This is a genomic window from Pseudomonas sp. A014 (genome assembly GCF_052378495.1).
GTDB classification, from domain to species: Bacteria; Pseudomonadota; Gammaproteobacteria; order Pseudomonadales; family Pseudomonadaceae; genus Aquipseudomonas; species Aquipseudomonas machongensis.
Genome location: NZ_CP199001.1, coordinates 5,571,016 through 5,593,601, shown reverse-complemented (window position 1 = coordinate 5,593,601; position 22,586 = coordinate 5,571,016). Strand labels below are relative to the sequence as shown.

The window sequence follows — 22,586 nt, the reverse complement described above, 5'->3', positions numbered from 1 at the left end:
GGCGGTCAGGCCTTCGCGGCCGAAGAGCTTGTACTCGCGCTCCCTGGGCTTTGTCCTTCGTCGGCTTGTGCTCCTAAGCCACTTGTCTGGTGCCCGGAAATACGTCACTGTAAAGACCATTGTCATTACAGTGAGTAAGCCACCATGGCATCCATCAATGTTCGTATCGACGACGATCTCAAAATCCGAGCCTATCGTGAGCTTGAGCGGTTGGGTGTTACACCCTCCGAGCTTATGCGCCAAGCATTGCAGTACGTCGCCGAGCGCGGCCAGCTGCCTTTTAAACCTGTCCTCATGACCGATGAGGATGAGGCGCTGCTAGCGACCGTTCGCGAGCGCCTTGCCGACCCTCAGCGAGTGAAGGTTTCTCTGGATGACCTATAGCCTTGAGTTCGACGCGCGAGCGCTAAAGGAATGGCAAACGCTGGGGGATACGGTCCGGCAGCAACTCAAGAAAAAACTCGTCTCGGTTTTACTGAATCCGAGGATCGAAGCGAACCGGCTGCATAGCTTGCCGGACTGCTACAAGATCAAGCTGCGCAGCAGCGCTACCGATTGGTCTACCAAGTGATCGATCAGGAGGTTGTTGTTTTTGTGGTAGCTGTGGATAAGCGCGAGCGAGAACAGGCTTATCGCAAGGCGGCAGAGCGAGTGGTAGGTAAAACGTCATAACGAACAAATTGCCAAAGGGCGGGTTGTGGTGGCCTTGGAGGTATTCGTTGGTATGCAGCTGATTTAGATGCGGCACCAAGAGTCGAAATTAACTATAAATATATGTTTTGTATATGTTTTTTATAAACTTACTCCCCGCTATATCTCTAAAAATATCCTTTTAAAGGCACCCCAAGCTGTCACTCATGCCAGGAGATCTATTAAAGAATTACCTCCTTGAGGCGTGGCAGCCACCCTTTCGAATATTGGTTCCTGTGGATGACCCAAAGGTGCAGTTGGTAGAGGACTCCCTAGCCCAGAGCGGACGAAGGATGGTCTCGCGTCCTCCGGTGAAAGGAAGCTCGATCGTCTCCTATATGGGCTGATCAAGTATCTACCATTGGCGCTGAGGTGTATGGAATAATGGCGTTTTGATGCCGCGCCTCCGCATCGTGGCCTGAAGATCCTAAAAGACCCTATTCAATTACATGGAAGACCGCTGTGACTATCTTGGAATATCTGGATTCTAATGAAGAAAAGCTAAGAAAGTGTCAGTTAGAAGCAGTGCGCAGCTTCGTTAGGTATGCCGAAGAGAATGATACTGAGAGAGGCTTTCTGATCAACCTGCCGACAGGTGCGGGGAAAACAGGAGTTATCTCTCTTATATCACATCTGTCAGATGCCTTGAAGGTTCTTGTGATATGTCACAGAAAGGCCGTGAAAGATCAATTATTTAAAGAGATTTCGAAAAAATTCTTCCGTAATACAATTGGTGATCAAGCGTTTGAGTTAAAGAAAACCTATAGGGACCCTAATTTTGATCAGGGTGACGGAGTTTATATCACAAGCTTTCAAAAGCTGACGATGCTGAGCGACGAAGAATTAAAGAATGTCCAAAGCGATTTTGATCTAATTATTGTAGATGAAGGGCACTCTGAGCCCTCTCCAGTTTGGCGTGAGATAATACGTCAGTCCGCAGCTATGAAAGTAGTGGTTACGGCAACTCCTTATCGTAATGATTTGTTTGAGCTGAACGTAAGTACCGATCATTTTTATGTTTTTACATTTAAAGAGGCGATCGATGATGGGGTTATTATGGAGCCCCAGTATGAGCAAGTTGATAGGGAGGAAGATTTGCTTGCAGGCATTCTAGGCTACCTAGGTGCAAATGAAGATGTGAAATGTATCGTGAAATGCAAGAGTCTGGAAGAGATATTAAAATACCATGAACTCCTGTCTCAATCATTTATCACGGCAAGCGTGCACGAGCGACTAGAAATCGACGAGGCGCAAAATAAATTTAAGCGAGTTGGTCCAGCTCTTAAAGTTGAGGGGGTGCGGGTGATAATTCACCAGCACAAGCTTGATGAAGGAGTTGACATCCCTGAGGCTAAGTTACTGATACTTACCTATGAACTGGGTAGTGGTCGTGAGCTAGTTCAGGCAGTAGGTCGGATTGTACGCCGGTATGGAGCAACCCAACCGCTGGTGATCGACCTGAGCCGCGGGGCAAATGAGGGCATGTGGGATGGATATCAAAAATTTGATAGCTATCTCGCCAATGGTGGTGCAGGCGAATTTGTTAGCTCGTTAAGCACAAGTTACTTGATTGAATCTTTCTTAGAGAGCTTTCCAAGATATAGTTATTTTGATGGTAAGTTCAAAGAAAGAGTTGACCTCAATAGTGTTGATCCAGAAGACGATCTCAAGATTCCTCATGCGTCAGTCTGCTTTGTACAAAAAGAGGTTGATTTCTCTCTGCCGCTACTGATGGATCGGTTGTATTGGGAATTGCATGGTTCTGGATCGCTAGTCAAATCTTATGAAGAAGTTCTTGATTTGCAGGTCATGATTTATGTTGAGTTCAAAAGTTCAAAGTTTTTTACAAATAAGCTTTTCTTTGAGCCTAGGCTGCATGTGGTTGTGGTAAAAGAAATTGATTCTGGTGTCGCTATCTTCGATAGCGGCGGTGGCCGTTATTATAATCAGGAGCAGTATAGGCTTGGTAATGCAATTCATATTGACAAGCTGACTGCTTTGGCTGCTAAAACAGCAATTAATCAGATTAAGGAAACTCACGCTCGTGCTATTGGCCGGGCCTTGCGCCGTCCAGAGTCCGTAGCATTGAAAGGGCACAATCTTGATGGCGGGCGCGGCAGTCAAAGTAACTCCCGTTACGCATTAACTATGGTGAAGGTCGATAATATTGGCCTAGACGGCAAAAGAGACAGTAGTTTTTACATTGGCGCTAGGTCCGGGCGGGTTGTCGATCAAAAAGAATCCAACTTCACTCTTCAAGACATTTCTGAATGGGTCGATACGATAAGCCAATGTATCAATGCTGGAGGGAATGCTGGGCGACTTATCAAGTCCTATGCTCAGCCGGTCAGCGAAAAACCCACGTCAGAAATTTTGTCAGTGCTGCTAGATTTTACCGATCTTGAGGGGCCTGAAGCTACGAATCACGGAGTGATTTATCCTGATTTTGTTTATGTTGACTATCAGCAGGGGATTACTTTCGACGCTCAAGGTGATCTTATAGAGCTTTCGTTAAGTTACTCGGATGATGATGGGTTTTTTGAAGTTGCTCTAAGTGGAGCGTCAGAAGGAAGAGCTGATATCGAGTGGATAGTGGAGTATTTGAATTCCGGACATAGATTGAAAGTGCTGTACGAGGACGGTGTAACGTATCTGGCAGGAGCTTTTTACAAGCTAGCCTTACCCTACGAACGCGGAATTCCTGCTGAAGAAAGCTTTGCAGGCAATGCCATTTTTCCGCTTGACGCACTTAGAGCTCCAGCTCTCAGGGAGAAGGGGCACACTCTCGACCATAAGTATCATCGGACTACTAGAGCTGATTTTGATACGGATTCGATATTTTATTTGATCGACTTGCTGAAAGGCTATGGGGACCAAACAACCCCAATTGGAGCACTGGGTCCTTTCGCAACATATATCCCTGCTTGTGATATTGTTCTTTGTTGTGATATGGGTGTTGAGCCTGCTGATTTCATTTTGTCTTCGCCGGAAAAATTGTGCTTTGTTCATGTTAAGTGTGGTGATTCATTAAACCCTCAATCTCCAGCCGGTGCTATTGCGGAAGTTGGAAGTCAGGCAATAAAAAACGTTCACATGTTGATTTCAGGGGTTAAAAGGGTGAAGCCTGGAAACTTCTCTACATGGAAGCAAGCTTGGCCCGCTGCTGGTGCTGAGTTTCCGCTAGATACACGTTACAGGTTAGTGGAAGGAGCTATCAATCATCCTGCACCACTTGATGACTCACTCTCTGAGAGAGTCTGGGATGTTATCTGTGAGCGGAGAGTATCGATGAAATGTAAGAAGGAGATTTGGATTGTTGCCGGAAACTCTTTCTCAGCTAGTCATTTCACAAGAAGTATGCAAAGCCCACTAGCGTGTTCGCCCACAAGTATTCAGGCGTATCAACTAATTGAAGATTGGCTGAGCACTGCAGATGAGCTTGATGTGGATCTCAAGATTTTTACATCCCCGTAAGCTCGCTTCTACTAGTAAGAATTAAAGTGTATAGGCCTCTAAGTTTCGAGGCCTTTTACCTTTGAAGGAAGGTGGAGGCGAGCCTTGCTTGGCTGCGCCCCGTGCTGGAGCGTCTGCCGCATGCGCGATCATGGAAGACTTCAAAGCCTTGTTACAAGGCTGGGCGAGAATTTTTCTGTACGGAAACCATCACCAATTTTTCAACAGGATCACACGCGAGCATTCTCATAGATTCTGTCGTGACACTCAATGAAGGCTTTGAAGCGATTCTGTACATTCGGTTCCTTTCGACTAGTCCATGATGCAGATGTCCGAATCATGTTAATTGGCGGATCCATATCTGGCACGTGAGCAATGAACGACGTGGAGACCAGCACGCCATCACATGCCCCTCGACTTGCTATGTGTGCAAAGTAACGCTCATTTTCCCGTATAAATTTTGTATTAAACTTATCAATACGCTCCTTGAGTTCAGTCTCTGAAGAAAATCCAAACAAAGGGCCCTTGGGGAGAATATCATCTAGATTGAAGGCAACCACTCCTGGCTTTCCATGAGTTTTAAGTTGATTACACCCCACCTTGAAGGATTCTTGAGCGCCGGCTCTGGAATATATTTTCTTACATGCTATAGCGTACTCCCCGTGGCTCTCGCCAAGAGACACAACTAAATCCGGCTCTTCGAAACAAACGAGTACGCCTCCTAGTTTGAAGCGTCTATATAAATCAAGCTCCCATAATGCATCCTTTCCATTGGACTCTTGTCGGGTACCAAGATTCATGTCACTCGTCGTAATACGATGAATCGCCTCCTGCGCTCCAATGTCATCTAGCACGGCCTCGACAGCGTTGAGTATACGTATGGCCTCAGTGGACTTAATAAAAGATTTATGCCACTGTCTTTCATTCTGATTCTCTGATTGTTTAGCTATCCGGCGTATTGAGGAAAACAACGAGCCAAGCGCGCTACCGGAGTGGCACTTTAATCGGCGCGCAGCGAATGCTTCCTCCACCCGCGAGAGCGTTTCAATCAAGTTCTTGTAATCAAATAAAATTTGAGCTGGCTTATCTTCTTTTTTGCTCATACCAAACACCTCTATCAAATTTTGGAATAAGCTATCATTGATGGAGCTGGAATGGAATTAGGAATTACCACTTTTAGTCAAAATGCTGTCTCTCAGAAAAAGCGATAATAAATTAGAGCTCTGCATCCCCTGATGACTGAACAATAGATCAGGGTAGGAATGGCTGCCTACTGCTCCACACAGTTCTGTGCTAGGAGCTTTAATGTTAGGTTCATGTAGCGGTTACACTGTAGCTATTCAGGAACTCTAGATATCTCGCTCTGCTTCTTGCTAATTTCTGATGGCGATATCCGATAGCACCAGATCGCAATTAAAGATGGAAAAGCCATGACGTGCCTAGACGTCGAGCGAGCAGACGGACCGTCAGCAAGTAGTAGTAACTTGTCGCCTCACTGCGGTGGCTAAGGTGGTGCTTGAGAAACCAGGTCAGATGCTTTTTCTGCCAAGCCCAAGGCGTTTCTAGTTGCCAGCGCTTCGCAATTTCGGCCTGGATGATTTTTGCCTGTCGCACATGGCGTTGCCGGGTTGCGTGCGAGCCGGTCAGAACGCCAGCCAAGAACAAATCCATATCGAATGGCTTGCTCATGCCTGTCCTCCAATATAGGCAGCAGCTACGTCGATCCGACCGTGTCCCAGCTCATAGCTGATTTGTCTTCGGGCCTCCCGATCAAGGTTGCGATCTACCTGGTAACATTCACCGCCGTTGATAGGTGCGCGGTGTTGGGTGTTTTGCTCATAACGCTCACATGCGTAGGCCGCTCGTAGCTCATGGAAGCCTTTCAAGTTGTGTGCATGGAGGATGACCCGCGCAGGGCGGATGTTTTCCTGAAGGACACTCAGGTAGGTTTGGTGGGGTGCGATCAGGTTGCGGCTGCCCACAGGCGACACTTGCCGTGAAAACTCGAGGGCGCCTCGAACACTGTCGCTCACCGCGATCCAACGTGGCGCTGAGGCGCCGGCGCGGCCGCCTTTGGTGCCGTCTTGGATATTGATCTTGTCGAAGGCTTCAGCCTCACGACTTAGCCGTGGCAAGTCAGCCAAGATGGCTTCACGCAAGCGCATGCCGGTGGCTCGCGCCAACAGAACGATCGCGGCGGCCCGGAGCAGATTTTGGCTGCAAAGCGCGTCGACGACTTGCTTCACCTGTTCGCGGTCCTGCCCCTGTGGCACAGACTGGCGAACCCCGGTGCGCTGCATACCCAACGCCTTGCTCGGACTTGGCAATTTCACGTATTGATCACCGCGAAGCGCTGCCATGGTTCTGTTAATGCTGGATAGCCGGTTTTGTGCGGTGCTGACGGCGAGGTCACCGCGCCTTACCACGTCACGCAGATACGCTGCATAGTCGGCCAACACTTTGCGATCAATCTGCCGCGCATCATTGATACCGGGTCCCTGCTCTGAGCGGCACCACTTAACGAATGCCTGCCACCGATCACAGTGCGCCTTGACCGTGCCGTAGTGGCCGCCGCCGAATATGTCCTTAAGCGCCTGCGGCCCTGCATAGCTCAATTGCCTGCCATAACCGAAATTGCGACCATTACGTCTTCCTACCAATGCCATGTCGGTCACCTCATCTGCCGTTCTCCGATCCTCGCCCCACGTCATCCCGCCAAGAATGCTGAGTGTTATCAGGGATCAAGGCCCCTGCGACCTGTGGGGAATTTCCTCTACGCGGGACTGGCGGCTCCTTACGACCGGGAGCAAGGGCATCTCATGATCTGGCCTCCTGAGCACCGTTACCGGTGGGCGGGTAGAGGCTGCATTGGCTGACGAGACCAGTGCCGCGAGATCCTGAGCCGGGTGAACGCAGCACTGCGATGACCGGGGCATGCCTGACTGTCAGTCAGGTGCAGTCCATTCCTTGGTCTGCGGCACCATCATCTACAGCGCTGTTGCTGGTGACATCGGCGTTTGTCATGCCGATTGTCACGAGGGGGAATGCCGCAAAGCCTTGTGCGATCAGGGCTGCAGCAGTGGTAGAAGTGCCCGTCTCTTTCCAGAAGAAAGAGACGGGCACAGGTTGGCGCAAATTTTCGGCCAAGCGGATAGGTTGCTGCAGGGCAGCGAGGTACGGAGTATCTGGCGCACGAGCGCTATATGTGTAAGAGCATTCATCACATGGGTAGTGACCGGGCGAGCTGCCGAATGCTAATCGCCCTTGGGGAGAACCACCGCGGGAGCGGCGTGACCTTCAAGGTTCGGGTCACCTAGGGTGCTGTCATCGACAGCGCTTGCAACTCCCGGTCTACGCCTGTGGACAATGTTCGTCAAGCAAAGCAATTTCAGGAACTTAGCGCTTGTGGATAAAACTATCCCCCGGTGGAAATCTGTGGTTTTCCACAGACGTACGCTGTGCCAGCGGTTTTTTTTCTTAGGTATGGTCCTTTCAAACGGGGCGGCTTTGCAGCCCCGTTTGAAAGGACCCGCGCGGAGGAGCTTCATGCGGTGCTGTGGGTAACTTCACAGCGAATTGAGGTGGTGGTGCGGCGGTTTACTCGGTCCTCTTGGCACTGCGAAGGCGCGTGACGTTCTCGCCCGCCTGCTTGGCAAACTCATGCGGCGTCACATGGTCCTCGCGGTTCGCCTCCAGAAACCGGCTCCACCAGGTCATGATCATCCGGCGCTCTTCGAGGAACTCGGCCTTGTGGGTATAAGCGGCCCGTACGTTGTTGCGTTCCTTGTGACTCATCTGCCGCTCGATAGCCGTCTCCGACCACAACCCGGACTCAACCAGCGCACTGCACGCCATGGCCCGGAACCCGTGGCCGCAGATATCCACCTTGGTGTCGTAGCCCATCGTCCTGAGCGCCGCGTTCACCGTGTTCTCGGACATCGGTTTCCACGGCTTGGCATCCCCCGCGAACACCAGCTCGAACTTGCCGGTGATCGCGTGGATCTGCTCAAGCAAGGCCACTGCCTGCGGCGATAAGGGTACAACGTGAATATCCCCGGCCATTTTTGTACCCCTTGTGGAAAACGGCACGCCGTCTAGTGCCGGGCGGGTGTCGGGGATTTCCCAGATGCCGCGCTTGAGGTCGAATTCGTTCCAGCGGGCGAAACGCATTTCGCTGGAGCGTACGAATACATGCAACGACAGCATCACCGTGAGGCGCGTGAGCGGGCGACCTCTGTAGTCCTCAATGCATGCCAGTAGCTCTGGCAGCCGCGATAAGGGTAGTGCGGGTCTGTGAGTTACCCGAGGTGTCTTGATCGAGCCATCGAGGTCGTGAGCTGGATTCGCTGTGATCAACCGCAGCCGTTTGGCTTCACGCATGATGCTTTGCAGGTAGTTCTTGATCCTGAGCGCCACGTCGATGGTGCCGCGCTTCGTCACGGCTTCCAGTGGCTGCATGAGGTCGTGGGTGTCCAACTCAACGATTGCTCTGGCACCGATCAAAGGGAATACGTGAGTCTTCAAACGGCTGAGCACTGTCTTGGCGTGGCCGGGCGCCCACTTGGGCACCATGCTCGCGTGCCAGTCGAGCGCAACGCTTTCAAAGGTGCGGCCGTTGATCACGGCCTGGGTCTTGTTTTGTTGCTTGTACTGAATGGGGTCTATGCCGTTGGCGAGCTGCTGCTTGATCTCAAAGCGCTTGCGGCGTGCGTCGCCCAGCCCGACCACCGGATAACTGCCGAGAGCGGTCAGGCCTTCGCGGCCATCCGGTTTCACGTACCTGAGCCGCCAGCCTTTGCGGCCGTTGGGTTGCACAAGCAGGTAAAGACCGTCGCCGTCGAAGAGCTTGTATTCGCGCTCTCTGGGCTTTGCCGTGCGACAGGCGGTGTCTGTAAGCGGGGCAGTGGTGCGGGCCATAAGGGTAGTCTCCGATATCGAAACGGACCTCTATCCTTAAAACTACCCTTATTAGCGCTGGCTACCCCCGGAATCCGACGGAACGCCAAAACGAAAAAAAACGCCAGAAGGCGGGTTTTTCGGGGGTTCCAGAGATTTTGAAAGCTTTCTATGGAACCTTGAATGGTGCCGGCACCAGGAATCGAACCCGGGACCTACTGATTACAAGTCAGTTGCTCTACCATCTGAGCTATACCGGCACAGGGGCGTCATTATAGCGATCGGTTGGCTGCTGTAAACCACTTCCTTGCATTCAACACGAAATCGCCTAAGTCACCGCCCCAAAAGGAGAAAATCCTACCAGCCGCGGTGGATGGTGTTGACGCTCGGTTCAGGCTCTGCGGGGTTGAAAAACAGCTTGTGGTTGTCGCAACCGCGCTTGCGGCAGCGGTCGTCCACTCGCAGGGGCAGGCCGCGGTCGCCGCCGAGCTGCATGCCGGGGGTTTCCCAGTCCAGGTTCGAAGTCCTTGGGGTGTAGCTGCTGCTACTGCTGGAGCAGCCGCTCAGGGCCAGGCCAAGGGCCAGAAGGGTGAAAGGCGTGGTGTATTTCACGTGTCGAAATCCGTTCATCTATCAATCTGGGTTGCGAATGCGCTGGATGGTGCCACCGCAGGCCATGTAGCAGCTGTCGTAATCGCGGCCGCAACTGTAGCTGGACGAGCTGCCGAATGGGTAGCTCGGCTGGTAGCAGTTGTGACGCGCTTCCTTCTTGCTCTTGCCGGTCTTGCAGTACTGGTAGGCACGCATTTCGGCCTGGTACAGGGCGCGCTGGCTGTTTTCTTCCAGACGCTCCAGTTGCTGGCAATGCCTGCGCTCGCTCGAGCAGTTGTTGATGCAGTTCATGCCATGCGCGCTGGGCGGTGGCGAATACCTATACGTGTAACTCGGGCCGCAGCCGCTGATCAGCCAGGTGGCCAGCAGCACGGCGAGTAAACCTTTGTGGGGCAAATACATGGGTGTTGCAGTCCTTGATCATTCTTCGCTGAACTCCAGCAGGTCGCCGGGTTGGCAGTTCAGCGCGCGACACAGCTTCTCAAGGGTCTCGATCTTGAAGCCCTTGATCTTGCCGTTCTTCAGCAGCGACAGGTTCGCTTCCGTTATGCCGATGATTTCCGCCAGGTCCTTGGAACGGATCTTGTTCCGGGCCATGACGACGTCGAGGCGGATGATTATCGGCATAAGGGGTGGCTAGACATAACAGTTGTGTTCATCGCTGATGGTCTTGGCGTCACGCATGAGCAGCGAGAAGGCGCAGAGCAGAATGCCTTTCATGATCTCGTAGACAGCCTCGGATGATACACCGATCGACACGCTGAAGCTCCTTTCGCCAGCAGGCAGGTCGATGGCCAGTGCCAGGCCCTCGAAGGTGCCGATCAGTGACCAGAGCAGCGGCGAGCCGATGCAGAGCAGGCCGACCCACCAGAGCAGGCGGATGTTGGGCAGGGTCCAGGTCTGGCCCTTGGACAGGCGCATGAAGAAGATGCCGGTCAGCAGCAGGGCGAATGCCGAGATGGCGGTGGGAATCAGGTCGAGGAAGAACACCAGGCCGATCGCCAGGTGGGACGGTTGGTAGCCTTCGGCCAGGAGCAGCGGCATCTGGTCGCCGTAGGCCTGTAGGTAGGCAGAAACCATGGTGGGGTAGTCGAGCAGCCAGAGCAGCGGCGTGCCGCCGAACTCGACGGCAGCGGTGGTCCAGGCCAGAAGGGCGGCCAGGGCGCCAATGGTGCGCAATCGGGAGCGCGCATAGGCGACGGATCTACTGTTCATGGGGTGCCTCCGTACAGTGATGAACGGGGCGGATTATTCTTGATAAATTATCGTAATACAATAATTTATTTTGCTGTAATGGCTTTTGCGACGCTTTGCCGCAGTGGGATCTTGAACTAGGTGTGGGAGCGGGTTTACCCGCGAAAAAGACACCGCGCTGCCTGGCACGGGCTGCGCCCGTGTTCGCGGGACAAGTCGGGGCGCCGAACCGCCGCTCCTACAGGGTTTAGGCAGGCCTTTAGATTCTGAACAAGACAGTTGCTGCAAGGGGCTTGCGCCGGACCCGGGATTTGGCTTATGCACAACCGGCATGCAAGCGCTGCGCGAAAGGCATGCCGAAGCGCTGTGCCGTTGGTCTTTGCGCAAAGGCCTGTTTTTGCTGGCGTTCGCTTACTGAAGGGAATAAGCGAAGCGTGTGAAATAGCCAGTGGATCCAATAAACCGTGAATTTCATCACAAGCTTGTTCACAGACTTATCCACAGGTTGTCCGGCTAGTTTCGCTCGCCCAGCAGCAGCAGGTTTCGGGGTGTCAGTGGGTAGTCGCAGAACACACCCAGGCGCACGTTGTAGCCGTTTTCCTGAAGAAACAGCGCACGATCGAGTACCAACCACAACTCCAGCGGGCGACGGAACAGGTTGCGCAGCAGTTCGAGGTTGCGCACTTGCGCCAGTCGTTGCCAGCCAGCGGCCTCCAGGGCGATCCAGTCGGGGTTGCCGCTTAAAGGCACTTCGCGCAATGCGGCGAGGTCGCGGCAGTAGTCTTCGAAGGATTTTTCCAGCCAGGCCGTGGGCAACGAGGGCGTGGGCAGGTAGTCGTCGGTCTGTCGTTGCTGACGTTGCAGCAGGTCGAAGCCCAGGCGGCGGGCCATCGAGGTGTCGCGCTGGCGACGGGTGCGGGCGCTGGAGGTGACGGCTTCGCTCAGCGGCAGGCCCAGGTCGGTGACGCTCAGGCGCAACTGCGAGGTTTGCGCGGGGCCCGACAGGGCCTGGTAGTGCTCGGCCTGGATGCGGTTGTAGCAGCATGGGGCGACGGCGATCTGCCGGCAGCCCCGGGCGCTGGCCAGTTGCAGCAGGCGTACGTGCAGGTCGCCGCAGGCGTGCAGGGCGATCACGCTCTTGTCGCCGTCCAGGTGGCGGGCGATGTCGCTGGCCATCACGTCCTGCTGCACGTGGCTGGCGCGCAGGTGGTGATGGTCGCTGAGGGTTTGGCCGGCGCTGACCAGTGCGGCGTCGTATTCCAGGCAGGTGAGCTGCTGGCCGGGTTGCAGCAGGCGACGGCCCAGATGCCCCTTGCCAGAGCACCAGTCCAGCCAGTGGTGGGCGGGTTGGCTGAAGCTCAGGTGGCTGCCGAAGGCTTCGATCTGCTGCCACTTGCGGCCGGGGACGTGGACGTTCAGGCGGTGACTGCCCGGCGGCAGTGGCGCCAGGGGCAGTTCGCCGACATTCGACAGTTGCAGGGCCTGCTGCGCGAGCTGCGGGAAGGGCGCGGGGGCTGGCAACTGTTCGAGGTGATGCTCGGCGGCCTCGGCCTGTTCCAGGGTGCGGTTGCGCAACCAGTGGGCGAGTTCGGGATAGCGGGATTCCCATTCCAGGTGCAGGGCGGTAAAGGGCCGGGGTTTCCACAGGGATTCGTGCTGGAGCAGGAACTGGTCCAGGGCCTGGAAGCGCGCGCTCAGTTGGTCGGGGTGGAGGAATGGGGTCGAGGGCATGGAGGGTGGTCGGTGGTGAGGCCTTCGCGGGCAAGCCCGCTCCTACAACAACCCTCCAATCATGCAGGGCAGCTGTGGTAGCGGACTTGCCCGCGAAAAGGTCAGCTCGGTTTCAGCTCACCGCCCCTGGCAGGCGTCGACGCGCAACCAGCGCTCGAGCAGCTTGAAGCCCTGCACCAGGACGAACGAAATCAACAGGTAGAACACGCCCGCGGCAAAGAAGATCTCCACCGGCAGGTAGGTGCGGGCGATGATCGTGCGCGCCATGCCGGTCAGTTCCAGCAGGGTCACGGTGCTGGCCAGGGCGCTGGCCTTGAGCATCAGGATCACTTCGTTGCTGTAGGCCGGCAGGCCGATGCGCGCGGCGCGCGGCAGCATGATGTAGAACAGCGCTTTGCCCCGCGACATGCCCAGCGCGCGCGCCGCCTCGATCTCGCCTTTGGGGATCGCCTGCAGCGCACCGCGCAGGATCTCGGCGATGTAGGCGGCGGTGTGCAGGGTCATGGTCAGTACGGTGCACCAGAACGGATCGCGCAGGTACGGCCACAGCGAGCTGCCGCGCACCAGGTCGAACTGCGCCAGGCCGTAGTACACCAGGAACAATTGCACCAGCAGCGGCGTGCCGCGGAAGAAGAAGATGTAGCCGTAGGGCAGGGCGCGTACGTACCAGTGGCGCGAGGAGCGGGCGATGCCCAGCGGGATGGCCAGGATCAGCCCGGCGATCACCGCGATGGCCACCAGCTCCAGGGTCAGGGTCGCGCCCTGGGCCAGGCGTGGCAGCCACTTGATGATGACTTCCCAGTTCATTGCGCGGCCCTCATGAAGCCGCGAGCGGCGCGTTTTTCAAGGAAGTGCATGCCGGTCATGGCGACGATGGTCAGGCACAGGTAGATGCACGCGGCGACGGCGTAGAAGGTGAACGGTTCCTTCGTCACGGTCACGCCGATCTGCGCGTGGCGCATGATTTCTTCGAGGCCGATCACCGACACCAGCGCCGTGTCCTTCATCAGGATCATGAACAGGTTGCCCAGGCCCGGCAGGGCCACGCGCCACATCTGCGGCAGGATGATCCGCGAGAGGATGCGCCCCTTCGACAGCCCCAGTGCCAGGCCCGCTTCACGGTGGCCCTTGGGGATCGCCAGGATGGCGCCGCGGAACACTTCCGTGGCGTAGGCGCCGAAGCACAGCCCCAGGGCGATTACGCCGGCGGCGAAGGCGCTGAGCTCGAGGCCGGGCATGTTCAGGGCATCGCCGAGGCTGCTCATCAGCCCGACGGTGCCGAAATAGATCAGCAGGACCCACAGCAGTTCGGGCACGCCGCGAACCAGGGTCGAGTAGGTGCCACCAAGCCATTGCAGTGGCTTGATCGGCGAGGTCTTGGCCAGTGCGCCGAGCAGTCCAAGGACCAGCCCCAGCAGCAAGGCACAGAGCGCCAGTTTTACGGTCATCAGGGTGCCAGCCAACATGGCCGGACCGAATCCGTGCAGGTCGATATTCATGGGCAGGGTGCGTTCAAGGGACCGGCACCGCGCAGCGGCGGTGCCAGTCGGGGCGTATCAGTAGATGCTGAACGGGAAGTACTTGTCGTTGATCTTCTTGTACGTTCCGTCGGCGATGATTTCCTTCAGAGCAGCGTTCAGCTTCTCACGCAGCGGGTCGCCTTTACGCACGGCGATACCGATCTTGTCGCTCTCTTCCACCGGGTCGCCCTTGAACTCGTAGTTCTGGCCGTCCTTGCTCTTGAGCCACTCGTACTGCACGTACTTGTCGGCCAGGATGCCGTCGATGCGGCCGGCGATCAGGTCCAGGTAGGCGTTTTCCTGGGTGTCGTAGAGCTTCACGTCGACATCGCTGCCGTAGTGGTCTTCCAGCCAGGTGCCGGCCAGGGTGGCGCGCTGCGTGCCGATGGTCTTGCCCTTGAGCGAAGCCTTGTCGGTCTTGAAGTCAGCGTTCTTCGGCGCGATGAACTGCAGCTTGTTGGAGTAGTAGGGGTCGGTGAAGTCCACGGCCTGCTTGCGCTCATCGGTGATCGACAGCGACGACACCAGGAAGTCGAACTTCTTGGCGTTCAGGGCGGGGATGATGCCGTCCCAGTCGGAGGTCACGACCGAGCACTCGACTTTCATCTTGGCGCACAGGGCGTCGCCGATGTCCTTGTCGAAGCCGACCACGTTACCGCTGGCATCCTTGTTGTTGAACGGCGGGTAGGCCGCCTCGATACCCATGCGCAGTTTTTCCGCGGCCAGGGCGTTGGCCGACATCACCAGCGTGGCGGCAGCGGCCAGGAGGAATTTCTTGTAGGTCTGCATGTGTTGCTCCGTTTAGCGGTGGCTGGACATGAATTGCTTGCAACGCGCCGAGGTCGGGTTTTCGAAGACCTGTTGCGGCGATCCTTGCTCTTCCACGAGGCCCTGGTGCAGGAAGACCACTTCACTGGACACCTGGCGGGCAAAGTTCATCTCGTGCGTTACCAGCAGCATGGTACGGCCTTCGTCGGCCAGTGCGCGGATAACGTTAAGCACTTCCTGGACCATTTCCGGATCGAGCGCCGAAGTCGGCTCGTCGAACAGGATGACCTTGGGCTTCATGGCCAGGGTGCGGGCGATGGCGGCGCGCTGCTGCTGGCCACCGGAAAGCTGGGCGGGATAGCTGTAACGCTTGTCGTAGATGCCGACTTTGTTCAGCAGCGCCTCGGCCGCTTCGATGGCCTCGGCCTTGCTCTGGCCGAGCACGCGGCGCGGCGCCTCGATGATGTTGTCGAGGATCGACATGTGCGGCCACAGGTTGAAATTCTGGAAGACGAAGCCGATTTCGCTGCGCAGACGGTTGATCTGGCGGTTGTCGGCGGCGATCAGGTCGCCGGTCTTGGTGGCCTTGAGCTTGAGCGCTTCGCCGGCGACAAGGATTTCACCCTGGTGCGGGTTCTCGAGCAGGTTGATGCAGCGCAGCAGGGTGGACTTGCCGGAACCGGACGAACCGAGGATCGAGATCACGTCACCGTCGCGCGCGGTCAGCGAAATGCCCTTGAGAATTTCCTGATCGCCGTAGCGTTTGTGCAGATTGCGGATTTCCAGCGCGGGCGTGGCCTGGGCCATGTGCGGTCCTCATGTGTTCGGGTGCGTTCCCAGCTGTTGGCGGCCTTCCTGGCGAGCGCAACGCTAGCATAGCGGCGTAATGGCGGCCAACCGGGTCGCAGCGGGCTCGGGTCGTTGGCGGGACAGTTTGTCGCATCGCTGCAGTGCAACGTCGCGCGGATGTCCGCAATGCGTTGCGCTTGGCACCGGAGCCTTGATGAAAAAAGGCGCGATGGTGCCAGTTTTGGGCGGGGGAGGGAAGGAGTTTCGGTTTTGTTCGGTGGCGCGCCCCCCGCCCAAACCGTAGGAGCGGGCTTGCCCGCGAAGGCCACACCACCGACTCAAGGTTGCACGCCGAGGTTGCACCTTTTGTGCCCTCGATCAGTGCAAAGGTGTTACCAAGGACTACCTTTAGTGCATTTGTAAGTGGGTATTTCAGTAATGCACACTTGGCCCGCGAGCCTCGACGGGCATTCGGTCAAACCCTGGCCAAATGCTCGCAAGGCCCCGCCATTCGGGACTGAGACATTATTCAGACGAATGATTTTCCGCGCTGGCGCACTTATTGCCAGCTGGAAAGCGCCGATTGCCAAGGCGTCTAAATCAACCCCTGGCGCGCTTCGTTATCAGCAATCGGGTGGTCCACTCCTTACAAAGGTAGTTTTATGAGCGGTAAGCACAATTCCAATGACCTCGCTCAGGGGCTCAAACAACGGCATGTCACCATGCTGTCCATTGCTGGCGTCATCGGCGCCGGTCTGTTCGTCGGCTCCGGCCACGCCATCGCCGCAGCCGGCCCGGCGGTCCTGCTCGCCTATGCCGCTGCCGGTACCCTCGTGGTGCTGGTGATGCGCATGCTCGGCGAAATGGCCGTCGCCTCGCCCGACACCGGTTCGTTCTCGACCTACGCCGACCGCGCCATCGGGCGCTGGGCCGGCTTCACCATCGGCTGGCTGTACTGGTGGTTCTGGGTGCTGGTAATCCCGCTGGAGGCCAACGCCGCTGCCGCGATCCTGCATGCCTGGTTCCCGGCCGTCGACCTGTGGGCGTTCTCGCTGGTCATCACCCTGGCGCTGACCATCACCAACCTGTTCAGCGTGAAGAACTACGGCGAGTTCGAGTTCTGGTTCGCCCTGCTCAAGGTGCTGGCGATCATCGCCTTCATCGTCGTCGGCTGCGCGGCCATGTTCGGCATGGTGCCGGGCAGCCAGGTCAGCGGTGTCAGCCACCTGTTCGATACCCAGGGCTTCATGCCCAATGGCCTGGGGGCAGTGCTTGCAGCCATGCTGACCACCATGTTCTCGTTCATGGGCACTGAAATCGTCACCATCGCGGCCGCCGAGTCGAAGGATCCGGGCAAGCAGATCAGCCGTGCGACCAACTCGGTGATCTGGCGCATCTGCCTGTTCTACCTGGTGTCGATCTTCCTGGTCGTGGCCATGGTGCCGTGGAACGATCCGACCCTTGCGGAAAAAGGCTCCTACCAGACCGTCCTGAGCCTGATCGGCGTGCCCAATGCCAAGCTGATCGTCGACATCGTCGTGCTGATCGCCGTGACCAGCTGCCTGAACTCGGCGCTGTACACCTCTTCGCGCATGCTGTTCTCCCTGAGCAAGCGTGGCGACGCACCCGCCGTGGCCCAGCGCACCACCAAGGCGGGCACCCCGCACTGGGCGGTCATGCTGTCGACCGCTGCGGCCTTCCTGTGCGTGTTCGCCAACTTCGTCGCTCCGGCCCAGGTATTCGAGTTCCTGCTGGCCAGCTCCGGCGCCATTGCGCTGCTGGTGTACCTGGTGATCGCCGTTTCCCAGCTGCGCATGCGTGCCCAGCGTGAAGCGCGCGGCGAGAAGATCTCGTTCAAGATGTGGCTGTTCCCGGGGCTGACCTGGGCGACCATCGCCTTCATCGTGGCTGTGCTGGTGGTGATGGCGCTGCGTGAAGATCACCGGATCGAGATCATCGCCACGGCCTTGCTGAGCATCGCCGTGGTGGCGGCAGGCCTCCTGCTGCACCGCAAACGCGGGGCTGCCGGGCAGGTGGCGCTGGATAACTGATCCGCACCGCGTAAATGAAAAGGCCGCGTCCTGTGAGGGACGCGGCCTTTTTCATGGGCGGCGAATCGCGATCCTGCTCAGGCGAAGCCTTGTTGGCGCCAGGCCTCGTATACCGTGACGGCCACGGTATTGGACAGGTTCAGGCTGCGGCACCCGGGGCGCATCGGCAGGCGCAGGCGTTGCTCGGCGGGCAGGCTGTCCAGCACCTCGGCGGGCAGGCCGCGGCTTTCAGGGCCGAACAGGAAGGCATCGCCTGGCTGGTAGGCCACTTCATGGAAGGGGTGCGAGGCCTTGGTGGTGAAGGCGAACAGGCGCGGTTGCCCCAGGCTTTGCAGGCATGCTTCGAGGCTCTCGTGGCGCTTGAGCGTGGCATACTCGTGATAATCCAGCCCCGCACGACGCAGGCGCTTGTCGTCCAGCTCGAAGCCGATCGGCTCGATCAGGTGCAGGTCGCAACCGCTGTTGGCGCAGAGGCGGATGATATTGCCGGTGTTCGGCGGAATTTCTGGTTGAAAGAGGATGACGTGAAACATGCACGGCTCCAGGCACGAAGATGACGAGCATTCTACCCTCGAACCGGACCCGCGTTCGAAGGCTTGGCCACGGGTGTTGCTGTCGATGGCGATCGTCGGCGTGATGGTAGGGCTGATGATCGGTCGCCTGACTGCGCCCGAAGAACGTGTGCTCGAGCGCGTTGAGGCGGTTCAGGACGGCCTCGACCTGTGGTTCAACGCAGAGCCCAGGCTGCATGGCGAGAACGTCGAAGGTACGGTGGCCGTGGTGTTCCAGGCCGAGGGCAAGGCCCAGCGTGGACAATTGAGCCTGCAGGGCAAGCCGGTGGGCTGGCGTTTGCAGCAGAGCGAGGAAGGGCTGGTGCTGACGGTGGTGGCCGCGCGTCCCCTGAGCGGTACGTGGGCCGCTGCAGAGGACGCTGGGCGCTGGCGGGTGCAGGTGAGGCTGCACGAATAAAAGAGGGGATGTCTCGGCCTGCCTGTACCAAGGTCCCCAAAACGGGCGATGTTGCGTATAAAAGAGGGAGTCCCGGCCTGCCTGTACCGAGGTCCCCGAAACGGGCGGTGTTGCGAATAAAAGAGGGAGTCCCGGCCTGCCTGTACCGAGGTCCCCGAAACGGGCGGTGTTGCGAATAAAAGAGGGGATATCCCGGCCTGCCTGTACCGAGGCCCCCGAAACTGGAGATACAGTACCTATTGCAGGGGGCGTGCCAGTTTTGAAAGGCCCGGAAATACTGGGCTTTCAGGGCGGTTTTGCGGGGATTGGAGGGAATTTGTGCCTTGCCGAGGTGCGAGTGGCACAGGATCGGTGCATGAGGGGAGCGTGCGGCGGAGACTTGTAGAAGCTGCTTGCCTGCGAAGCAAGCACCGCGGTGCATGGCACGGGCTACGCCCGTGTTCGCGGGACAAGTCGGGGCGCCGAACCGCCGCCCCCACAGGGATTGGGCTGGTCTTTAGATTTTGAGCAAGACAGTTGCCCCTACAGGAGCTGGGCTTGCTTCGGGATCGGATGAGCGCAGTGCGACGCGTCAGTCGTCAGTGATCCTCACCCTCATCGTCATCCCCGCCATCGACCTTCATCCCCAGCTCCTTGATCTTGCGGGTCAGGGTGTTGCGCCCCCATCCCAGCAGCACTGCGGCATCGCGGCGGCGTCCGGCGGTGTGCTTGAGCGCGGTCTCGATCATGATCCGTTCGAAGCTCGGCACGGCGCTGTCGAGCAGGTTCGACTGCCCGCGCGCCAGGGCCTGGTCGGCCCACTGGCGCAGTGCCTGCTCCCAGTTGGTGACCGGTGCGGCATCGTGCGGCAGGTTGAGCAGCTCTGGCGGCAGGTCGCCGATCAGCACTTCGCGGCTCGAGGCCATCACCGTGATCCAGCGGCAGGTGTTCTCCAGCTGACGCACGTTGCCAGGCCATGGCAGGTTGCGCATGAACTCCTCGGTTTCCGGCTTCAGCAGCTTGGGCTCGACCGCCAGCTCCCGCGCCGCACGGCCCAGGAAGTGGCGGGCGAGGGCCGGGATGTCCTCGCGCCGGTCAGCCAGGCGCGGGATGTGGATGCGGATCACGTTGAGGCGGTGGAACAGGTCTTCACGGAACTTGCCGGCCTGTACCAGCGATTCCAGGTTCTGGTGCGTCGCGGCGATGATGCGCACGTCCACCTTCACCGGCACGTGGCCACCGACCCGATAGAACTCGCCATCGGCCAGCACGCGCAGCAGGCGGGTCTGGGTGTCGGCAGGCATGTCGCCGATCTCGTCGAGGAACAAGGTGCCGCCGTCAGCCTGTTCGAAGCGTCCGCGCCGCTGGTTGGCCGCGCCGGTGAAGGCGCCTTTCTCGTGGCCGAACAGCTCGGACTCCATCAGGTCCTTGGGGATCGCCGCCATGTTCAGCGCGATGAACGGCGAAGCCGCACGCGGGCTGTGGCGGTGCAGAGCGTGGGCGACCAGTTCCTTGCCGGTGCCGGACTCGCCGTTGATCAGCACGGTGATGTTGGAATGGCTCAGCCGGCCGATGGCGCGAAACACCTCCTGCATCGCCGGTGCCTCGCCGATGATCTCGGGCGTGCGGGCGAGTACGGGCGGCGCTTCGAGCGCCTGCTGTTCCTGGGCGTGCTGGTTGGCGCGCTTGACCAGCGAAACCGCCTCATCGACGTCGAACGGCTTGGGCAGGTACTCGAAGGCACCCCCTTGGTAGGACGCCACCGCGCTGTCCAGATCGGAGTGGGCGGTCATGATGATCACCGGCAGGCGCGGGTGCTGTTCGCGAATCTGCGCGAGCAGGTCCAGGCCGCTGGCGCCAGGCATGCGGATGTCGGAGATGATCACGTCCGGCTGCTGCCGGGCCAGGCGACCCATGACCCCGTCGGCACTGTCGAAGCTCTGGGTGGTCATGCCCTCTTGTTGCAGGGCTTTTTCCAGGACCCAGCGGATGGAACGATCATCGTCGACGATCCACACGGTTTCACTACGGCTCATGGGGCTGTGGCTCCTTGTTCCAGGGGCAGGAAGATCGAGAAGGTGGTATGGCCGGCATGGCTTTCACACTCGATCAGGCCCTGATGCTGACTGATGATGTTCTGGGTAATGGCCAGCCCGAGCCCGGTACCGTCCGGGCGCCCGCTGACCATGGGATAGAAGAGGGTGTCCTGCAGTTCTGCGGGAATGCCGGGGCCGTTATCGATGATCTCGACCCGTGCCACCAGCCTGTGGCGCACATGGCCGATGGTGAACTGGCGCACCGCGCGGGTGCGCAGGGTGATGCGGCCCAGGCGCAGTTCGTTCTGCCCGCTGATTGCCTGCATGGCGTTGCGCACGATATTGAGTACGGCCTGGATCATCTGCTCGCGGTCGATCAGCACGTCCGGCAGGCTCGGGTCGTAATCGCGCACCAGGGTGATGCCGCCCTGGCTTTCGGCCTCCACCAGGCTGCAGACACGCTCGAGCACTTCGTGCACGTTGGTCATCGACAGCGACGGCAGCTTGTTCGAACCAAGCATGCGGTCGACCAGGTTACGCAGGCGGTCGGCTTCTTCGATGATGACGTTGGTGTAGTCGCGCAGACCGTCTTCGGGCAACTCGCGGGCCAGCAACTGCGCTGCGCCACGGATGCCGCCGAGCGGGTTCTTGATCTCGTGGGCGAGGCCGCGCACCAGCATCTTGGTGGTTTCCTGCTTGCTCAGTTGCGCCTCTTCCTTGGTGATGCGCAGCAGGCGGTCGCGCGGGTGGACTTCGAGCAGCAGCAGGGTGTTGCCCTGGTGCAGGATCGGCGTCACGGCGTAGTCGACGGTGATGCTCTGGCCGGTCAACGAGGTCAGTTGGGCTTCGCGCTTGGTGAACGGGTGCGCCTGTTCCACGGCCTGGCGCAGGGAATTGAGCGCCTCGGTCGATTCGGTGAACAGCTCACTGATGAACTGGCCATGGCTGCGCTGGCCGCTGACGGCCAGGAGCATTTCCGCTGCCGGGTTCATGTACTCAAGGCGCAGGTCGCTGTTGAGCAGCAAGGTGGCAGTGGTCAGGTTGTCCAGGAGCAGACGGTGCTGTGCATCGCTGATGGTCATGGTGCGTGGTTGACCTCTTTTGGCGCTGTTCTGGCACATGGCGCCCCTGGCTCGACCAGGGGCGGGCACGCTGGTAATCCGCTGATAGCCTGAAAATGCAAGAAACAAACCAAGGCTCCGAAAAGAAGCGGAATTGCCCGATAAAGCGCTGGATATGCGCAAAATCGGCTCAGAAAAGCCTGGTTTACCGATTCTCCTGACCTAATTTGGGGTGCATTGCGGGGCGTTCAGCGGTTTTGTGCACCAATATAGAGCATAGAGCGTCAGGGGCGTTGGCACAGGTTGGCGGTAGCCCTGATCAGGAACAGGCGACGCGGGGCATCGGTAGTTCTCGATGCAATTGCTTCAGCCAGGGCTTCACTGCAGCGCTGCGGACGTTGCTGGTCGAACTCGGCCAGTGCATCGAGCAATCGGTCCTGGAGCTGATCCAGTATGGGGCGGATCTCGCTGGCGAGGTCCTGGCGCGGAATATCAGGCGCTTGATGTTGCAGGTGCCACTGGTTGAGCAGGTGGTACTGCCTGAGCTTGTTGGCTTCTATCTGATCGGCAAAGAACTGTTCGGCACGGTCGGCGCTCAATCGATGTGCACTGGCTGCCTGGCCGACCTTGGCCAGTACCTGTTGCTCACGTGGGCTGTCTTGAACCGGTTGGTGGCGATCCCATTTATGCAGTGCGACAGCCTGGGCGATTTCCAGTCGCTGTTCGATGCTGTCGAGCAGGGGATCGAAGGGGGAGCGGGGCTCGTTGGCATTCACGCAAGCGGACAGCCCTGCGATGCAGGAGAAGGTGATAAATGAACGACGCATGGGAGTCTCC

General features: G+C 58.1%; 21 protein-coding genes, 1 tRNA gene and 1 pseudogene. 5 read left to right on the top strand and 18 right to left on the bottom strand.

What is annotated here, in order from left to right:
* The first annotated feature begins 144 nt into the window (after window positions 1-144).
* The 3 genes and pseudogenes from ACTYOL_RS25880 (at window position 145) to ACTYOL_RS25870 (ending at window position 4,164) form a co-directional block, all read left to right on the top strand.
* Window positions 145-384, top strand: a complete 240-nt coding sequence (locus tag ACTYOL_RS25880; protein WP_060478286.1) for a type II toxin-antitoxin system RelB/DinJ family antitoxin — start codon at window positions 145-147, stop codon at window positions 382-384.
* Window positions 374-672 (top strand): annotated as a pseudogene (locus ACTYOL_RS25875) (type II toxin-antitoxin system RelE family toxin). The gene ACTYOL_RS25880 and the pseudogene ACTYOL_RS25875 overlap by 11 nt, the downstream one beginning before the upstream one ends.
* Before the next feature lie 480 nt (window positions 673-1,152).
* Entirely contained in the window at window positions 1,153-4,164 is a 3,012-nt protein-coding gene (locus ACTYOL_RS25870) for a DEAD/DEAH box helicase (RefSeq protein ID WP_444757300.1), read from the top strand.
* Window positions 4,165-4,373: 209 nt separating this feature from the next.
* Here the strand turns inward: ACTYOL_RS25870 and ACTYOL_RS25865 are convergent, their stop codons facing one another.
* From ACTYOL_RS25865 to ACTYOL_RS25800, 14 genes are all read right to left on the bottom strand, one after another.
* Window positions 4,374-5,246, bottom strand: a complete 873-nt coding sequence (locus ACTYOL_RS25865; RefSeq protein ID WP_426739243.1) for a hypothetical protein — start codon at window positions 5,244-5,246, stop codon at window positions 4,374-4,376.
* Between the two features lie 310 nt (window positions 5,247-5,556).
* On the bottom strand, window positions 5,557-5,832 hold the full coding sequence (locus tag ACTYOL_RS25860; protein WP_125488208.1) for a hypothetical protein: 276 nt from the start codon (window positions 5,830-5,832) through the stop codon (window positions 5,557-5,559).
* A complete protein-coding gene (locus ACTYOL_RS25855; protein ID WP_426739242.1) occupies window positions 5,829-6,809 on the bottom strand; it encodes an integrase domain-containing protein in 981 nt (326 codons plus the stop codon). The genes ACTYOL_RS25860 and ACTYOL_RS25855 overlap by 4 nt, the downstream gene beginning before the upstream one ends.
* 931 nt (window positions 6,810-7,740) lie before the next feature.
* Window positions 7,741-9,060, bottom strand: coding sequence for a tyrosine-type recombinase/integrase (locus tag ACTYOL_RS25850; protein ID WP_426739241.1), 1,320 nt, complete (start codon window positions 9,058-9,060; stop codon window positions 7,741-7,743).
* A gap of 163 nt (window positions 9,061-9,223) precedes the next feature.
* Window positions 9,224-9,299: transfer RNA gene (locus tag ACTYOL_RS25845), tRNA-Thr, on the bottom strand.
* Between the two features lie 97 nt (window positions 9,300-9,396).
* Window positions 9,397-9,651: a hypothetical protein gene (locus ACTYOL_RS25840; RefSeq protein WP_226938352.1), complete on the bottom strand. Its 255-nt coding sequence runs from the start codon at window positions 9,649-9,651 to the stop codon at window positions 9,397-9,399.
* A 21-nt stretch (window positions 9,652-9,672) separates the two neighbouring features.
* Complete coding sequence (locus ACTYOL_RS25835) at window positions 9,673-10,053, bottom strand: hypothetical protein (protein ID WP_153774287.1); 381 nt, start codon at window positions 10,051-10,053, stop codon at window positions 9,673-9,675.
* Between the two features lie 18 nt (window positions 10,054-10,071).
* Window positions 10,072-10,278, bottom strand: coding sequence for a helix-turn-helix domain-containing protein (locus ACTYOL_RS25830; protein WP_043211003.1), 207 nt, complete (start codon window positions 10,276-10,278; stop codon window positions 10,072-10,074).
* A gap of 9 nt (window positions 10,279-10,287) precedes the next feature.
* Window positions 10,288-10,866: a hypothetical protein gene (locus tag ACTYOL_RS25825; RefSeq protein ID WP_054895538.1), complete on the bottom strand. Its 579-nt coding sequence runs from the start codon at window positions 10,864-10,866 to the stop codon at window positions 10,288-10,290.
* A gap of 492 nt (window positions 10,867-11,358) precedes the next feature.
* Window positions 11,359-12,576 (bottom strand): methyltransferase, encoded by a 1,218-nt coding sequence (locus ACTYOL_RS25820; RefSeq protein WP_444757299.1) that lies wholly within the window; start codon window positions 12,574-12,576, stop codon window positions 11,359-11,361.
* Between the two features lie 117 nt (window positions 12,577-12,693).
* Entirely contained in the window at window positions 12,694-13,383 is a 690-nt protein-coding gene (locus tag ACTYOL_RS25815; protein ID WP_063541436.1) for an ABC transporter permease, read from the bottom strand.
* Window positions 13,380-14,075 (bottom strand): ABC transporter permease, encoded by a 696-nt coding sequence (locus ACTYOL_RS25810; RefSeq protein ID WP_063541434.1) that lies wholly within the window; start codon window positions 14,073-14,075, stop codon window positions 13,380-13,382. Before ACTYOL_RS25810 ends, ACTYOL_RS25815 begins: the two co-directional genes overlap by 4 nt.
* A 57-nt stretch (window positions 14,076-14,132) precedes the next feature.
* Window positions 14,133-14,885, bottom strand: a complete 753-nt coding sequence (locus ACTYOL_RS25805) for an ABC transporter substrate-binding protein (RefSeq protein ID WP_054895292.1) — start codon at window positions 14,883-14,885, stop codon at window positions 14,133-14,135.
* A gap of 12 nt (window positions 14,886-14,897) precedes the next feature.
* Complete coding sequence (locus tag ACTYOL_RS25800) at window positions 14,898-15,671, bottom strand: ABC transporter ATP-binding protein (RefSeq protein ID WP_444757298.1); 774 nt, start codon at window positions 15,669-15,671, stop codon at window positions 14,898-14,900.
* Window positions 15,672-16,315: 644 nt separating this feature from the next.
* Between ACTYOL_RS25800 and gabP the strand changes: the two genes are divergently transcribed.
* A complete protein-coding gene (gene gabP, locus ACTYOL_RS25795; protein ID WP_054895290.1) occupies window positions 16,316-17,704 on the top strand; it encodes a GABA permease in 1,389 nt (462 codons plus the stop codon).
* Window positions 17,705-17,781: 77 nt separating this feature from the next.
* On the opposite strand, the gene trmL is transcribed toward gabP, so the two are convergent.
* Window positions 17,782-18,237, bottom strand: a complete 456-nt coding sequence (trmL, locus tag ACTYOL_RS25790; protein ID WP_112899365.1) for a tRNA (uridine(34)/cytosine(34)/5-carboxymethylaminomethyluridine(34)-2'-O)-methyltransferase TrmL — start codon at window positions 18,235-18,237, stop codon at window positions 17,782-17,784.
* Between trmL and ACTYOL_RS25785 the strand changes: the two genes are divergently transcribed.
* Window positions 18,236-18,673 (top strand): hypothetical protein, encoded by a 438-nt coding sequence (locus ACTYOL_RS25785; RefSeq protein WP_444757297.1) that lies wholly within the window; start codon window positions 18,236-18,238, stop codon window positions 18,671-18,673. The genes trmL and ACTYOL_RS25785 overlap by 2 nt on opposite strands.
* Window positions 18,674-19,251: 578 nt before the next feature.
* Here ACTYOL_RS25785 and ntrC read toward each other — a convergent pair.
* The 3 genes from ntrC to ACTYOL_RS25770 all read right to left on the bottom strand — a co-directional run bounded on the left by ntrC (window position 19,252) and on the right by ACTYOL_RS25770 (window position 22,576).
* A complete protein-coding gene (ntrC, locus tag ACTYOL_RS25780) occupies window positions 19,252-20,688 on the bottom strand; it encodes a nitrogen regulation protein NR(I) (RefSeq protein WP_063541426.1) in 1,437 nt (478 codons plus the stop codon).
* Entirely contained in the window at window positions 20,685-21,770 is a 1,086-nt protein-coding gene (gene glnL, locus ACTYOL_RS25775; RefSeq protein WP_063541424.1) for a nitrogen regulation protein NR(II), read from the bottom strand. Before glnL ends, ntrC begins: the two co-directional genes overlap by 4 nt.
* Before the next feature lie 263 nt (window positions 21,771-22,033).
* The gene (locus tag ACTYOL_RS25770) at window positions 22,034-22,576 is read right to left on the bottom strand and encodes a chorismate mutase (protein ID WP_112899363.1); all 543 of its coding nucleotides are present in this window, start codon (window positions 22,574-22,576) and stop codon (window positions 22,034-22,036) included.
* Between the last annotated feature and the right edge of the window lie 10 nt (window positions 22,577-22,586).